The sequence below is a fragment of the Sorangium sp. So ce1153 genome, assembly GCF_051521595.1.
Lineage (GTDB): Bacteria > Myxococcota_A > Polyangia > Polyangiales > Polyangiaceae > Sorangium.
The window spans coordinates 6,844,270-6,858,817 of sequence record NZ_CP150361.1 but is presented as its reverse complement, the minus strand read 5'-3'; the positions used below and the strand labels follow the sequence as shown (position 1 = coordinate 6,858,817).

General features: G+C 70.3%; 9 protein-coding genes and 2 pseudogenes. 8 read left to right on the top strand and 3 right to left on the bottom strand.

The genetic code is table 11. The features are described 5' to 3' along the window. The first annotated feature begins 293 nt into the window (after positions 1 to 293). Both WME85_RS24640 and WME85_RS24635 read left to right on the top strand, forming a co-directional pair. Positions 294 to 1,895, top strand: a complete 1,602-nt coding sequence (locus WME85_RS24640; protein ID WP_437841535.1) for a DUF262 domain-containing protein — start codon at positions 294 to 296, stop codon at positions 1,893 to 1,895. Next, positions 1,895 to 3,118, top strand: coding sequence for a type II toxin-antitoxin system HipA family toxin (locus WME85_RS24635; protein WP_437841532.1), 1,224 nt, complete (start codon positions 1,895 to 1,897; stop codon positions 3,116 to 3,118). The genes WME85_RS24640 and WME85_RS24635 overlap by 1 nt, the downstream gene beginning before the upstream one ends. Before the next feature lie 170 nt (positions 3,119 to 3,288). Here WME85_RS24635 and pdhA read toward each other — a convergent pair whose 3' ends face one another. Next, complete coding sequence (gene pdhA, locus WME85_RS24630; RefSeq protein WP_437841530.1) at positions 3,289 to 4,269, bottom strand: pyruvate dehydrogenase (acetyl-transferring) E1 component subunit alpha; 981 nt, start codon at positions 4,267 to 4,269, stop codon at positions 3,289 to 3,291. A gap of 537 nt (positions 4,270 to 4,806) precedes the next feature. On the opposite strand from pdhA, the gene WME85_RS24625 reads away from it, so the two are divergent. From WME85_RS24625 to WME85_RS24610, 4 genes and pseudogenes are all read left to right on the top strand, one after another. Further along, positions 4,807 to 5,301, top strand: a complete 495-nt coding sequence (locus WME85_RS24625) for an Hsp20/alpha crystallin family protein (protein WP_437841528.1) — start codon at positions 4,807 to 4,809, stop codon at positions 5,299 to 5,301. 246 nt (positions 5,302 to 5,547) lie between these two features. Next, positions 5,548 to 6,897, top strand: coding sequence for a phosphoribosyltransferase family protein (locus WME85_RS24620; protein ID WP_437841526.1), 1,350 nt, complete (start codon positions 5,548 to 5,550; stop codon positions 6,895 to 6,897). Between the two features lie 532 nt (positions 6,898 to 7,429). Further along, positions 7,430 to 7,636 carry a hypothetical protein gene (locus WME85_RS24615; RefSeq protein WP_437841524.1) on the top strand — a complete coding sequence of 69 codons (207 nt, stop codon included), beginning with the start codon at positions 7,430 to 7,432 and terminating at the stop codon, positions 7,634 to 7,636. A 145-nt stretch (positions 7,637 to 7,781) separates the two neighbouring features. After that, positions 7,782 to 7,889: pseudogene (locus WME85_RS24610) on the top strand (DUF72 domain-containing protein); the annotation flags it as partial. A gap of 58 nt (positions 7,890 to 7,947) precedes the next feature. Here the strand turns inward: WME85_RS24610 and WME85_RS24605 are convergent. Both WME85_RS24605 and mgtA read right to left on the bottom strand, forming a co-directional pair. Continuing rightward, positions 7,948 to 9,261 (bottom strand): annotated as a pseudogene (locus WME85_RS24605) (family 43 glycosylhydrolase); the annotation flags it as partial. Positions 9,262 to 9,414: 153 nt separating this feature from the next. Then, positions 9,415 to 11,982, bottom strand: coding sequence for a magnesium-translocating P-type ATPase (gene mgtA, locus WME85_RS24600; protein ID WP_437842348.1), 2,568 nt, complete (start codon positions 11,980 to 11,982; stop codon positions 9,415 to 9,417). Between the two features lie 285 nt (positions 11,983 to 12,267). On the opposite strand from mgtA, the gene WME85_RS24595 reads away from it, so the two are divergent. Together WME85_RS24595 and WME85_RS24590 are read left to right on the top strand one after the other, a co-directional pair. Further along, positions 12,268 to 13,107 carry a hypothetical protein gene (locus WME85_RS24595; RefSeq protein ID WP_437841521.1) on the top strand — a complete coding sequence of 280 codons (840 nt, stop codon included), beginning with the start codon at positions 12,268 to 12,270 and terminating at the stop codon, positions 13,105 to 13,107. 9 nt (positions 13,108 to 13,116) lie between these two features. Next, the gene (locus tag WME85_RS24590; RefSeq protein WP_437841519.1) at positions 13,117 to 14,508 is read left to right on the top strand and encodes a glycoside hydrolase family 15 protein; all 1,392 of its coding nucleotides are present in this window, start codon (positions 13,117 to 13,119) and stop codon (positions 14,506 to 14,508) included. The last annotated feature ends 40 nt before the right edge of the window (positions 14,509 to 14,548 follow it).

Sequence of the window (14,548 nt, the reverse complement as noted above, 5' to 3'; positions counted from 1 at the left end):
CCGCATCACATCCAGGCTCCGCGAACCCGGGTCGAGCAACGAGCGTACCGGCGTCGAGACGCTCGGGGCTGGCCTGCTCGGCGCTCCGAGCTCGACGGCGGGGGCCGTGATCTCCTGGTGCGGTGGGCGGCCGGCCGTCAGCCGATGCGGGCCAGCGGCGCACGGGCTTGCCCCGCCGCATGCGTGCCGCCGGATGCGCGCCGGTGAGCGAGCGCAGCTGCCGGGGCATCTCTTGCCGGAGGTGACCCGTGTCCCGCCTGCACCCACCCGAGGCGGCTGGTATGCTCGCCCTCATGGCCCAAGCCTCCAACGCCACGGGCGCGATCGAGCTCGAGACGAAGACGTTCAGCGTGGCCAAGCTTCTCGACGCGATCCGCACGGGGCGTATGAGGATCCCGCGGTTTCAGCGCGGCTTTCGGTGGAGCGACGAAGATCGCCGGCTGCTCTTCGACAGCCTCCAGGCGGGCTACCCGATTGGCACACTCCTGCTCGCCCGTGGCGAGGCCCCGGCCGACCGGGTCACCCTCGGCGGGTACTCGATCGATGTGCCCGCCACATCCGACGCGCTGTGGGTCGTTGACGGGCAGCAGCGCCTGAGCACCCTGGCGACGGCGCTCCTCGAGGATCACTCGGGCGCCTACCGCTCCATCTACTTCGATCTTGAAGCGGAGCGCTTCGAGATCGGCGCCCGGCGCCGCGCTCCTCCGCCGCACTGGGTGCCCGTAAACATGCTATCGAGCTCGTCGATCCTCAACAAATGGCTCCGCGAACAAGCGATGTCGGACAGGATCTCGGACCGCGCTGACGAGATATCGAGGCGAATCCGCGAGTACACAATCCCTGCGTACCTCGTTCCGTACGACGGGCGCAATGACGCGCTGCTCAAGCAGATCTTCGCCCGCATCAATCGCCGCGGCAGGGCCCTCGAGAGCCACGAGGTCTTCCAGGCCCTGCACGCGAGCGTGCTCGGCGCGAAGGGCCCGATCGATCGTGTGCGCGACGACCTCGCGCAGCTCGGCTTCGGATCGATCGATCCGCGCCAGGTGGAGCGCGCGGCCTTGGCCGTCGCCGGCGGCGATCCGGGGGGCTCGCTCGAGAGGGACGTTCCCGAGGCGGATGTTCCGGCGCTGTTCGACCGGGTCTTGAAGAGCCTCGCCGCTGCCATCGACTTCCTCGCGAACGACGCCGGCGTGCTCCACATCGACCTGCTGCCGTACGGAGGGACCCTGCCGCTCTTGGCGCGGCTCTTTGCAGAGCACCCGGCGCCTCATGTTCGCAATCGTGATCTCCTCCGGCGCTGGTTCTGGCGCGGCACGCTCACCGGGCACCATCGCACCGACAACAAGACCGATCGGCCGAGGTGGAGAGCCATCGTCGCGGACGAGCACGCCTCGGTGCAGGCCCTCCTCAAGCTGCTCCCGCCGGTGACGGAAGACAGCCTGCCTGGTGCGCTGGCGCCGTTCCGGCGCGGGACGGCGCGGGTCGACGTCGAGCTGCTCGCGATGTTCGCGCTGGGGCCGCGGGTGCTGAGCGGCGACGACCGAGGCGTCGAGATCGCGATCCCGTCGCTGCTCGGCAACCCGGATTTCCCGTGGCCGGTCGCCGAGCCCGCGCCCAGCGTGGAGAAGACGAGCGCCCTTTTCCTGCTGCATGCCCCCATCGATCAGAGGGGTTTGCATGAAATCGATCCGTCTGACGAGCTCCTGTCGACGCACGCGATCGACCCCGCGGGGTTCCGGGCGCTCCTGGCCGGAGACGTCGCAGAATTTCAGCAGCGTCGCGCCAGCAGCTTGCTCCGGCACCTGCGCGCGTTCCTCAGGGAGCAGGCGGGTATCGGAGCGGCTGACCGCGACCGGCCGCCGCTCGACGCGTATTTCATGGACGGGGAGGCCTGATGCTCGACGTCTTTCTACATGATCGACGCGTCGGCACGCTGGTTCGCGAACCATCGACCCAGATCATCTCGCTCGTCCTCGACGATGCCTACATGGATGACGCGAACCGCCCTGTCCTCGGACAGCAATTCGAGGATCGCCGTGACCACCGCGTCTTCCGGCAAGCCGCACGCCCCGGCAGGCTCCCCACGTTCTTCGCGAACTTGCTGCCGGAGGGGGCCCTGCTGGCCATCGTGGCGTCGCGGCACCTGACGGACGACGAAGCCTCCACCCTGGCTCTGGTAGGCGAGGATCTCCCGGGAGCCGTCGTCGTCCGGCCCGCCGGAGCCGGATCGGCCAGGGCGACCGAAGGCGACCGGACCTTCGACGAGCCGCCCGTCGCCACCTCGTCCATCGGGCCCGACGGATTGCGCTTCTCGCTGGCGGGTGTACAGCTCAAGTTCTCGGCGGTCCGCGAGCCCAGCAGTCGATTCACGCTACCCTTTCGCGGTCAAGGGGGACGCTGGATCCTCAAATTCGGATCGCCCACCTACCCAGGGCTACCCGAGAACGAACACTGGACGATGCAATGGGCAGCCCGGTGCGGGCTTGTCGTCCCGCGCAACGAGCTCATCGAGGTCGCGTCCATCGGCGGCCTGGACCCCATGTTCGCCGACCTCGGCAGCTATGTTTTCGCGATCGAGCGCTATGACCGCCTCGGTGACGACCTCCGGATCCACCAGGAGGACTTCGCCCAGGTGCGCGGCATCCTCCCCGAGCAGAAGTATGGCGGAGCGAGCTACGAAGCGCTGGCCCGCTTCATCGGTGATCTCTGCGGGCAGGACGATCTGCTCGAGTTCGTGCGGCGCGTGGTGTTCACCATCGTGTCGGGCAACACCGACATGCACCTCAAGAACTGGTCGCTCGTCTATCCTGACCGGCGTGGCGCGCGGCTCGCTCCCGCCTACGATCTGGTGTTTGTGCGCCAATACCTCCCCACCGACCAGCTTGCGCTGCCGCTCGTGAAAGAGCGCGACCCGCTACGGATTGGCTGGGAACATTTCGCCCGTGCCGAGAAGTTCCTCGCGCGGTTCGGCCTCGACGTCCCGCTGGTGGCGACTGCCCGGGAGTTCCTTGCGCGCTGCATGGACGAGCTGCGGTCCCATCGCGACGAGCTAGAGGACCCCTACCGCAAGGACCTGGACGCGTACGTCGATGCGCTACCCCTCGTGCGCTCCAGTTGATCGAGCACGCCCTCCGCTGGCCGAGCGCGGCTCGGCCGCTGCCGCGCTTCCTCGCTCGTCAGCGCGCGGTGAGGTCCCGAGCCGCTCGAGCAGCTCCGCGAGGGACAGGTCCGCGAGCCCTTGCGCGTTCGCGTCCATGCGCCGGTGACATCCGTCTTCACTTCACGCCCTCACGGCACCTCCCGGGCGTGGACGAAGCGGGTCAGGTCCTCCACCGGCTCGAGCGGCGCCTCCTCCGCGGCCGTGACGGCCGCCGCGACCTCGGCCGCGACCTCGCCCTCGATCCGGGCGAGCGCGCCGTCGTCGACGAGCCCCTCGGCGCGCAGCCGCGCGACGAACAGGTCGATGGGGTCGCGCTTCCGCCAGGCGGCCACCTCGCTCCTGTCCCTGTATCGCTCGGCGTCGTACATCGAGTGCGCGCGGAAGCGGTACGTCAGGAGCTCGAGGAAGCGGGGGCCGGCCGCCTCCCTGACGGCCGAGGCCGCTCGACGCGTGGCCTGCTCCACCGCGAGCACATCCATGCCGTCGACCTGCTCGGCGAGCACGTGATGGGCCGCGGGAATGTCGGTGAGCCGCGGGTTCGCGGCGTGGCGCGCGAGCGCCGTCCCCATGGCGTACTGGTTGTTCTCGCAGAGGAAGAGCACCGGCAGGCTCCAGAGCGCGGCGAGGTTCAGCGACTCGTGGAACTCCCCCTCGTCGGTCGCGCCGTCGCCGAAGAACACCGCCGTGACCCGCCGCCGGCCGGCGAGCTTGTCCGCGAGCGCGAGCCCCACCGCGATGGGCAGGCCGCCGGCCACGATGGCGTAGCCGCCGTAGAAGCGCCGCTCCGCGCAGAACAGGTGCATCGACCCGCCGCGCCCGCGGGCGCAGCCGGTCGCCTTGCCGTACATCTCGGCCATCACCGCGGCGGGCGAGACCCCGCGCAGCAGCGCATGGCCGTGCTCGCGGTAGGCGGCGACCACGGCGTCGTCGTCCTCGAGCGCCCGCATCGCCCCGACCACGATCGCCTCCTCACCGATGTACAGGTGGAGGAAGCCGCGGATCTTCTGGAGCGTGTACAGCTCGGCGCAACGCTCCTCGAAGCGGCGGATGAGCACCATCCCCCGGAGGACGACGAGCGCCTCGGCAGGAGCGATCCCGGGCGGGCTCAAGGGCCTACTCGAACAACGCAGCTCCTTGATCGGCCCGGGCGCCTCCATCCAGCACACCTCCGCGACAAGGCGTGGCTCGGGCAACGATCGTACCGGCGCGCGAGTTGCGGCCCGTGAGGCCGCTCATGGGTCCTCCCGCTCGGGCGCCGGCTCGGCGCGGAGGGCTCGCGGCCGCGCTGGGCATGCGGCGCGGCGACGCTGTTCGTCACGAGGAAGCGGAGCACCGGGAGGGGCGCCACGGCGCACGGGCTCATCCTCGGGTGACCCGCGCGGCGACCCGGCCGAACCGGGTTACGGCGCGCGAGCACGGATCCTGCAACTCCCAGGTCTGCCACAGCCGCGCGAGCCCTCGGCGACAGCCGTGCGAGCCGATCATCGAGCATGAGCCGGGCTCAGGCTCGGGTGAAGGCGCACCACCGGCACGTCCACGCTCGTGAGGCTCTGCGCGTGCAGGACTACAGGAAAGACCGTTTGGAATGAAGGAGGTCCCCCATGACAGTGCTGTCCCGTTGGCGAGAGCCTCGTAGAATGGCGTCGATGATGCGCGCGCTCGACCCGGAGCGCATGATGCGCGAGATGTTCCAGTGGGATCCCTTTGCGGAGATGGATCCCTTCGCCCGGCTGCGCCAGCCGGAGGGCTGGTTCTCACCGGACATCGATCTCAGAGAGACGAAGGACCGCTTCGTGCTCCGGGCCGACCTGCCGGGCGTGAAGGAGAGTGACGTCGAGCTCTCGGTGAGCGGGCGTCAGCTGACGATCAGCGGCAAGCGCGAGGAGGAGCGGGAGGAGCGGGAAGGCGAGCGACTCTACACGTACGAGCGGGCGTACGGCAGCTTCAGCCGCTCGTTCGCGCTGCCCGAGGGCGCCGATCTCGACAAGATCCAGGCCGAGCTGAGGGACGGCGTGCTCGAGATCGTCGTACCCAAGGCAGCCGGGGTCCAGCCGAAGCAGATCCCGCTCCGCACCGCCAAGGAGCCGAGCGCCGGGGGGGCAGCCGAGGCGAAGAAGAACGAGGCCAAGAAGGCCGCCTGAGGCGGACGTGACGCGCGCCCAGGCCCGCCGCGCGGCACCGCGCGGCGGGCTCCGCCGGCACAAAGCAAAAGAGGCCGGGCTCATTCGAGCTCTCCGGCATGGGTGCGGGCGAAGGGGTCACCCCCGGTCGTAGCTCGTGGTCGATGTCCTGTCCGGGCAGCAGCGGCGGGGAGCGCAGAAGAGGATCTGAGGGACGGGTCGGGGGCGGGGAGGTCACGGTCGGCACGCGACCGGAGGAGGGGCTTCATGCTGTTTCGAGATCGCGTTGATGCAGGGCGCCGCCTGGCCTTCGCGCTGAGGCGTTATCGCGACGAGGCGCCCGTCGTCCTCGGGCTCCCGCGCGGCGGCGTCCCGGTCGCCTGCGAGGTCGCTCGGGCGCTCAAGGCGCCGCTCGACGTCTGGGTGGTGCGCAAGATCGGCGCTCCGGGGTATGAAGAGCTGGGCCTGGGCGCGATCTCGGAGGGGGGAGAGGTGTACCTCAACGAGGACGTGCTGGCGGAGCTCGGCGTCCCTCAGGAGGAGGTCGAGGAGATCGTGGACCGCAAGGCCGCCGAGGTCGAGGCCCGCGTGCAGCGCTTCCGGCGCGGTCGGCCGCCGCCCGACCTGGAGGGCCGCACCGCCATCGTCGTCGACGACGGCATCGCGACCGGCGGCACCGCGCGCGCCGCGCTCCGCGCCGTCCGGCGGCGCGGGCCGAGGCGCCTCGTCCTCGCGGTCCCGGTCGCGTCGGCGACGACGCTCGACGCGCTGCGCCCCGAGGTCGACGAGGTGGTCTGTCTCGACGCGGATCCTCACCTGCTCGCGATAGGCGCCTATTACCGGGACTTCAGCCAGACCACGGACGACGATGTCGTGGAGCTGCTCGAGCGGGCGCGCAGCGGCGGCGCGGGCGCGGAAGCCGAGGAACAGCCGGAGGGCCCGCCGGGAGACGAGCTCCCCGTCGCGATCGAGATCGACGACGGCGCGCGCCTGGAAGGCAGCCTGACGATCCCCGCCGGGGCGATGGGCCTGGTCCTGTTCGCCCACGGGAGCGGCAGCAGCCGGCATAGCCCGCGCAACCGGTTCGTCGCCGAGGTGCTCCAGAGCGCCGGGCTCGCCACGCTGCTCTTCGACCTCCTCACCGGCGAGGAAGAGGCGGCGGATGAGCGGACAGGCCACCTCCGGTTCGACGTCGAGCTCCTCGCAGGGCGGGTCCTGGGCGCGGCCCTGGCCACGCGCGAGGTGCCCGAGACGAGCGCGCTGCGGCTCGGCTACTTCGGCGCGAGCACCGGCGCCGCGGCCGCGCTGATCGCCGCGGCGGAGCGCCCGGACCTCGCGGACGCCGTGGTGTCGCGGGGCGGGCGCCCCGATCTCGCCGGCGCGCACCTCGCGCAGGTCCGCGCGCCCACGTTGCTCCTCGTCGGGAGCGAGGACACCGAGGTGCTCGCGCTCAACCGGCAGGCGCTCGAGCTCCTGCGCGGACCGCGACAGCTCGCGATCGTGGAGGGAGCGACGCACCTGTTCGAGGAGCCAGGGACGCTGGAAGAGGTCGCGCGCGCGGCCAGCGCGTGGCTCGTTCGCTACCTTTCGCCCCGGGAGCTCGAGGCGACCGCGTAGCTGCGCCCGGCCTCCTCGCCCGGCTACAGCTCGGGAGCGACCAGCGGGGCTCGGCGCGAAGGGAACATTCGGATGCGGCGGCGCGGCTCATCGCGGGAGCCGCTGGTCCGCGAGTTGCACCGACCGCGGAGCGAGATGCCGTTACCCAGGATCAGCGCCGCCGAGCTCATGACCGAGAACCCCGCCGAGCACGACGTAGTCGGTTGACGCGCCGACGCAGGATCACCCACCCTCCCCGCAGCGCCGTTGAAGCAGGCGATGTGCCACGAGGCTGGGCTGCCGCGCGGGAAGGAGGCCAAGGCGAAGGAGGCGAGAGGCGGGCGTGGGCATGCTGCCAGTCCTCGAGAACGAGCGTCCGATCGGGGTCATCACCGACCGCGACATCACCGTCCGGGCGACCGCCAACGGGCTCGACCCTCGATCCGGGCGAGCGGATGGTCGGCGTCATCACGCGCGACGATCTCGCGAGCCTGCCGCGCGAGGAGCGAGCCGAGCCGGTCACGGGCGAGTGACCCCGTGGAGGAGAGGAACCATGGCCAAGCTTCATTTCGAGCTCGACGAGCGCGAAGCGAAAGACATGAGTACAGCCCTGTCGATCCGGCTCGTGGGAATGCGAGAAGAGCTGGTCCGCACCGACGATCGAGAATACCGGGCGGACATGAAGGCGGCGATCGAGCGGCTCGAAGTGGTGCTCCGGCGCATCGATGCGATCCTGGCCGGGCTGACGCCGGCGACATAGGAACCTCGTTGGCCCGCCGCGCCGGAGCCTCAAGCGACGCGCTCACGTGGTCATCATGCATTGCGGCGTGGAGCGTCGGACGAGGGGGCGCCCGCGCATGCTCCGCCGCAAGCGCTACACGCTGGGCACGACGCTGCGCCCGCGCGTCAAGATGAGCCGGTTCCTCACGCACATGCGCCGCCTCCGCGAGCCGGCCGAGCCGGGGGCGCGGTTCCTCGAACGCGTGCGGCTCCTGGGCAGCAAGCTCGGTCCCCCTCGAAGCGGATCGGCGCGGTGAGCAAGGCGCGGAAGGCCTTGTACCCGACCACGCCCGCCCGGAAGGCGTGCAGGAAGACGTGATGGCGCCCGTCGGCGCCGATGGCCACGGAGGGGTGCCCTGGCCCCCACCATTCGGCGCTGGAACTGAGGAGCACCTCCGACGACTTGCGGTACGGGCCCGTGGGCGCGTCCGCCACGGCCGCGCCGATGCCGTAATGGGCGGTCGAGAAGTCGTTGCCGGCGTAGAGCAGGTAATACCGCCCGCCCTCCTGGGTGATCCAGACGCCCTCGATGAGGTGCGCCTCCCAGGGCTGGTCGTTCTCGAGGATGACGGCGGGCTCCCCCTCCAGCCTGCGGCCGTCCGCCGACAGCCGCTGGGCGTGGATGCGCGTCCTGAGCGCCCGCGAGATCGCGGCGATGTCCGCCGCCTCCGCGCCGATCGCCCGCGCCCCGAGGCCCGAAAGTCGCGCCGCGAACCCGGTGAAGTCCGCGGTCGCCGCCTCGATCAGCGGCTGCAGCACGAAGAACTGCTCCATGGGCTCGAGCGTCTCCACCCACGGCCACAACGTCAGCGCCAGGACCGCGGTGCGCTGGTCCTCGCGGGCAGCGAAGAGCTCGCTCACCCGGGCGGGCTCGCGGTGGAGGAAGGCCGCCAGCCTGCCGGGCCACACGCCGTTGTCGTCCTTCTTCCAGATCAGCCAGGGCGCGCCGCAAGCGTCCACGAGGATGTGCGCGTCGATCACGTCGCCGGTGACGATCGGGGCTTCGTCCGCCTTGAACGGGCCATCCGGGCTCCCAGACCGGGCGAGGCCGATCGCCAGCGAGCGGTCCTGCGCGCGGGCCGTGAAGCAGACCCAGTACTCGTCGCCGACCCGGTGCATCTCCGGCGCCCAGAAGTCCGCCCGGTTCAGGCCGGTCAGCGCCCACGCCGGCGTCTGCCCCTCCGGGAAGACGAAGCCGGTGAGCTGCCAGGTGGTCAGGTCGCTGGAGGCGAGGATGGGGAAGGCGTTCGGCGCGTCGTTCGAGGTCACCAGCAAGCGCCATTCGCGCTCGCCCACGCGCACCACGCAGGGGTCGCCATAGCCGTAGAGGATCTCCGGCGCGACCGCCTCGGTCAGCAGCGGCCGCAGCGGCGGTCCGCCCTTCCGTGGCGGCGGCGGGGTGCGGGCGAGCGGCACGCGGGTCCCGAGATCCCGCGCCAGCGCCTCGAACAGGTCGAGGTAATCCGGCTGCTCCGCCCGGGCGAGCTCGTAGCTCAGGGCGTCACGCCCCGGCTCGGTCACCCGGAAGCGGCGCGGCCCCCGGCGGTCGATCACGACCTCGAAGGCGAACGGCGCGCCGGGCGGCGTTTCCAGGCGCAAGGGCATGGTTTCGGCGTTCATGGGATGGGCTCCTCCGTGACTGCACGCGATGCCATGACTCTGGACGACGCGCGTGCCGCGCATCAGGGATCCCGGGCGAGAATTTCGAAACGCGCAGCGAACAGCTCGTATCGCGTGTCAGAAACCCCGCCACCGCGCTCACGCGAAGCTGCGCCGCATCAGCGCGCGTTTGACCGCCTCGACGATGGCGAGGTAGGTCAGCGTCGCGCCCGTGAGGAACAGGAAGAACCCGGGCGGCAGCGGCACGAAGCCGAGCAGCGCGGCGAAGGGGCTGTACGGCAGCGCGAGGGCCGCGGCCACGACGCCGAGCGTGGTCGCCGCGAGCGCGCGGCTCGGAGCGCTCCTGAAGGAGCTGCCCATCGTGCGGATCACGAAGATCACCAGCGTCTGCGTGGCCAGCGACTCGACGAACCATCCGGTGCGAAAGAGCGGGGCCGGCGCGTGGAACACGCGGAGCAGCGCGTAGAAGGTGAGGAAATCGTACGCCGAGCTGATCGGCCCGATGACCACCATGAAGCGGCGGATCAGCGCGATGTCCCACCGCCGCGGCTTCCTCACGAAGCCCGCGTCGACGCTGTCCGTGGGGATCGTGATCTGCGCGAGATCGTAGAGGAAATTGTTCAACAGGATCTGCGCGGGGAGCATCGGCAGGAAGGGGAGGAGCATCGACGCCCCGGCCATGCTGAACATGTTGCCGAAGTTCGAGCTCGTCCCCATGAGCAGGTACTTCATCACGTTGCCGAAGGCCTTCCGCCCCTCGAGGATGCCGGAGCGCAGCACGTCGAGGCTGCGATCGAGCAGCACGATCTCCGCGGCGTCCCTGGCCACATCGACGGCGCCGGCAACGGAGATCCCGACGTCGGCGGCGTGCAGCGACGGCGCGTCGTTGATGCCGTCGCCGATGTAGCCGACCACGTGGCCGCGAGCCTTGAGCGCGCGGATGACGCGGTTCTTCTGCGCCGGCGAGACCCGCGCGAAGACACGCGTGCGCTCGGCCAGGTGGGAGAGCGTCGGATCGTCGAGGCGGTCGAGCGCGGCGCCGAGGACGATCTCGCCTGGATCGAGGCGGACCTGCTTGCAGACATGGGCGGCGACGAGCTCGCTGTCGCCCGTCAGGATCTTCACCTCGACCCCCTCCTCGCGGAGCGCCTCCACGGCCTGGGCGGCGTCGGGGAGCGGCGGATCGACGAACGCGAGCAGCCCCGCGAGCGTGAGGTCGACCTCGTCGTCGCGCCGGTACGCCGGCCTCACCGGCGCGCGGCGGTAGGCGACCGCGAGCACCCGGTAGCCCTGCTGGCCGAACGCATGCGCCGCCGCCTCGCACCGCGCCCGGGCGGCCTCGTCGAGCGTCCGCACCTCGCCGCCGGCCTCGTACGAGGTCGCGACCGCGAAGACGCCCTCGGGCGCGCCCTTGGTCACGAGCAGCCGCTCGCCGTCGCGCTCGGCGACCACGCTCACGCGGCGCCGCTCGAAGTCGAACGGCAGCTCGTCGAGCTTGCGGAAGCCGTTGATGTCGGGGTGCTCGTGGCGCAGCACCGCCGCGTCGAGCGGGCTCACCGCGGACCTGCGGAGCACGGCCGCGTCGACCGGGTTGTCCACGCCGCTCTCGAAGTAGCTGTTGACGTAGGCGAGGAGGAACGGCCGCTCCGAGGGCTCGCCGAGCGGGTCCACGTGGGCCTCGAGCTCCATCTCGCCGGTGGTGAGCGTCCCCGTCTTGTCGCTGCAGAGCACGTCGATGCTGCCGAAGTTCTGGATGGCCGAGAGGTTCGTGACGATCACCCGCTCGCGCGCGAGCCGCACCGCGCCCTGGGCGAGCGTGACGGTGGTGATCATCGGCAGGAACTCGGGCGTGAGCCCCACGGCCAGGGCCACGGCGAAGAGGAGCGACTCGAGCGGATCGCGCCGGAACACGGCGGCGAACGCGAGGACGAAGAGCACGAGGAAGAGCACGAGCCGGAGGATGAAGGCCCCGAACCGCGCGACGCCCCGCTCGAACTCGGTCTGCGGCGGGCGGGCCGCGAGGGCGCGGGCGATGTCGCCGAAGGCCGTGGCAGCGCCGGTCGCGAACACGACCGCGGTCGCGGCGCCGCTCACCACCGACGACCCGAGGAAAACCGCGTGGGTCATGTCGACCGGGCTCCTCGCCGCCGAGGGCCCCGGGTCGGGGTTCTTCTCGGCGGGCAGCGACTCGCCGGTGAGCGCGGCCTCGTGCACGTGCAGGTCCTTGCCCTCGAGCAGGCGAGCATCGGCCGGGACCAGGTCGCCCGCGGCGAGCCGGATGACGTCGCCCGGCACCAGCTCGCGCCGCGGGATCTCGCGGAACACCCCGTCGCGCAGCGTCGTCGCGGTGGGCGCGACCTGGGTGCGGAGCCGCTCGACCGCGCGGTGGGAGCGCCGCGTCTGCACCGACTCGACCGCGACGCTCAGCGCCACGATGACCACGACGACCGCCGCGTTCATCAGGTCGCCGAGGGCCGCCGACACCGCGCTGGCGAGCAGGAGGATGCTCACGAGCGGGTTCGCGAAGCGGCGCAACACCTGGACGACGGCCGCCTCGCGCCTCGTCGTGGCCGCGGGCTCGTTGGGCCCGAACCGCACGAGTCGCTGCCGCGCCTCCTCGCTCGTCAGCCCGCGCGGTGAGGTCCCGAGCCGCGCGAGCAACTCCGCGAGGGACAGGCCCGAGAGCGCTGGCGCGTTCGCCTCCATGCCTCCATCCAGCACGCCTCCGCGGTCGGGCTTCACTCGGGCAACGATCGTACCGGCGCGGGCGAGCCGCGCCGCACGCGCACATGGGAACGCTCGCCTCGCTCCATTTTACGTAGTCGACCGTTTTGGCAGGTCTCCGCGGCCGCCCGGAGGGGCCGACGGACAAGCCCAGCTTTTGCTAGGGGTGAGTTCGATGGCGATGGCATGTGCTGGCGCCACCTCGAGGAAGTCCGCCGTGTGCACCTGGAGGACAAACGAGGATTGTGGTGGAAGTGAGGTTTTGCCATGGCAGAGTGTGAGCGAGAGACAGAGAGGGATCCGGACGATCGGCCCAGCCTCGTCCTGCGCGCGTTCGAGCACGACGGACGCTACGTGCTGGGTTTTCCCGTGCATGTGGCGCTCACGCTGTGCGCCGACCCCCCCAGTACATGTGTGAGAGGGCTGCCGCTCGCGAGCTGGGCCGGCAACGCTGGCGCGATCGGCATGCGCCTCGTCGACCTGGCGACAGGCAACGTGGTGGTGAGCAAGGAGCCCTTTCCCGTGGTGCTCCCCGAGCTCGGCACGTCGACCTTCACCCTCTCGCCGGGCGCGTGCCGGCGCATGCTCGTGGATGTCTCGCGCTTCCTGCCGGCCGACCTTGCGCCGGGGCGTTACGATCTCGTGGTCCTTTACGGCGCCCCGTCCGGGGTCATCGAGAGCCCGGTCGCGCGGATCGAGCTCGCGGCTCCGAGCGCCGCGGAGCGGGAGGAGCTCGACCGGCTCGAGCCCGAGCTCGCGCGCGTCGGCTCCTGGGGCCGCTGGACCAACCTGACGCCCCGCGATGGCGAGCGGATCGAGCCGCCCCGCGGCGCTCTCGACCCGCTGCGCTTCAACCGCGTGCTGCGGTATCTCATGTTCGGGCCGGAGAGGCTCTCGGACGTGGACCCAGCGCTGATCGAGGTGCTGCACGGCGTCTATGAGCCGGAGTCCCACGCGCTCCTTGCCGAGCTCTACGCGGCCCGGGGCGACGCGGCCCGCCTCGCCGAGCAGGCGGCGATCATCCGGACCAGCTACCCAGGGCTCGCGTGGTGGATCGACCAGATCGAGGCCGGGCGCAGCGCGATCGCCGCTGCGCGAGGTAGGTAGGAGATCGACATGAGAGCAAAGAGCCCGCAAAGATGGATCCATCAGGACCTCGAGCGCGCCAGGGAGCTCCTGCTGAAGAACGTGTCGCCTCCGGGAGCCATCCCCGGAGCCATCGTGGCTTCCCCATCTCGATCGAACCCGGATTACTACTTCCATTGGGTTCGAGACGCAGGCATCGTGGTAAAGGCCATCCTCTCCCTGTACCAGTCGGCGGCGCAGCCCGCGGCTCGGAGGCGGTATTTGAGCCTGATGATCGACTTTCTGGACTTTTCCAGGCACATTCAGCGGACTGCCGCCCGCAGCCCTGCCGGGCTGGGTGAGCCGAAGTTCACGATCGACGGAGAGCCCTACTCGGGGCCATGGGGACGTCCGCAGCACGACGGACCTGCCATTCGAGCCATCGAGCTCACCCGTCTGGCCTTCGTCCTTCTGGACGAGGGCAAACGGGAGCTGGTACGTGAGAAGCTCTATGATGCGAAGCTGCCGACCGACTCGGTGATCAAGACGGACCTGGAATACGTCTCGCACCACTGGCGCGAGCCCTGCTTCGATCCCTGGGAAGAGGTGTGGGGACACCATTTCTTCACGCGACTCCTGGAGCGAACGGCGCTGGTCGAGGGAGCCGCGCTCGCGGCGAGGCTCGAGGATGCTGGAGCGGCCCGCTGGTACCTCGAGCAGTCGCGAGCGCTGGGTGATGAATTGCTCTTGCACTGGGATCCCGGGCGCAATCACCTCGTCGCGACGCGTGATCAAGATGGATGGCCGAGCCCTCGCAGCGGCCTGGACAGCTCGGTCATCGTCGCGACGTTGGGCGGATATGCCACTGAAAAAGATCTCCCCCTCGAAGGGGTCTCTCCTTATCCAGTGGACCAGGAGCAGGTGCTCGCGACGGCCGCAGCGGTGGAGCGCGCCTTCGAGGCCATGTACCTGATCAACGACCCGTCCATGCCGATCGCGGGGATCGCCATCGGCCGCTATCCTGAAGACCGCTACGATGGATATCGCACGGATTCGCTCGGCAATCCGTGGCCAAGTCTCACGATCGCCTTCGCGTCGTATTACTACAAGCTGGCCGAACGCTACCTGAGGCAGGAGAGGGCCGTCCTCACCTCCACGAACCTGCCGTTCTTCCAGAGGCTGCCGCTGGAAGACGCGCGCTTCCGCCCAGGCGAGGAGCTCCTCCGTGGCGACCCGCGCTTCGGCGACGTCGTCGATGCGCTCCGGCGCAAAGGAGATGCGTTCCTGGAACGAGTGCATCAGCACATCAATCCCGATGGATCGCTGTCAGAACAAATGAATCGATACACCGGTTGTCAGCAAGGAGCTCCCGATCTGAGCATGAACTATGCTGCCTACATTCTCGCAGCTGAAATGGGCGGGCATCGGCCGTCTTCTCGCTGATCCTCGAAGAGAGTCGGTCGTCGCCGTCGCGCGGATCAGG

What these genes read in the sequence shown, in the direction of transcription:
- WME85_RS24640 (WP_437841535.1), top strand. Translation starts at nt 294, where the DNA reads ATGGCCCAAGCCTCCAACGCCACGGGCGCGATCGAGCTCGAGACGAAG.
- WME85_RS24620 (WP_437841526.1), top strand. Translation starts at nt 5,548, where the DNA reads ATGCTGTTTCGAGATCGCGTTGATGCAGGGCGCCGCCTGGCCTTCGCG.
- WME85_RS24615 (WP_437841524.1), top strand. Translation starts at nt 7,430, where the DNA reads ATGGCCAAGCTTCATTTCGAGCTCGACGAGCGCGAAGCGAAAGACATG.
- WME85_RS24625 (WP_437841528.1), top strand. Translation starts at nt 4,807, where the DNA reads ATGATGCGCGCGCTCGACCCGGAGCGCATGATGCGCGAGATGTTCCAG.
- mgtA (WP_437842348.1), bottom strand. Translation starts at nt 11,982, where the DNA reads ATGGAGGCGAACGCGCCAGCGCTCTCGGGCCTGTCCCTCGCGGAGTTG.
- WME85_RS24595 (WP_437841521.1), top strand. Translation starts at nt 12,268, where the DNA reads ATGGCAGAGTGTGAGCGAGAGACAGAGAGGGATCCGGACGATCGGCCC.
- WME85_RS24635 (WP_437841532.1), top strand. Translation starts at nt 1,895, where the DNA reads ATGCTCGACGTCTTTCTACATGATCGACGCGTCGGCACGCTGGTTCGC.
- WME85_RS24590 (WP_437841519.1), top strand. Translation starts at nt 13,117, where the DNA reads ATGAGAGCAAAGAGCCCGCAAAGATGGATCCATCAGGACCTCGAGCGC.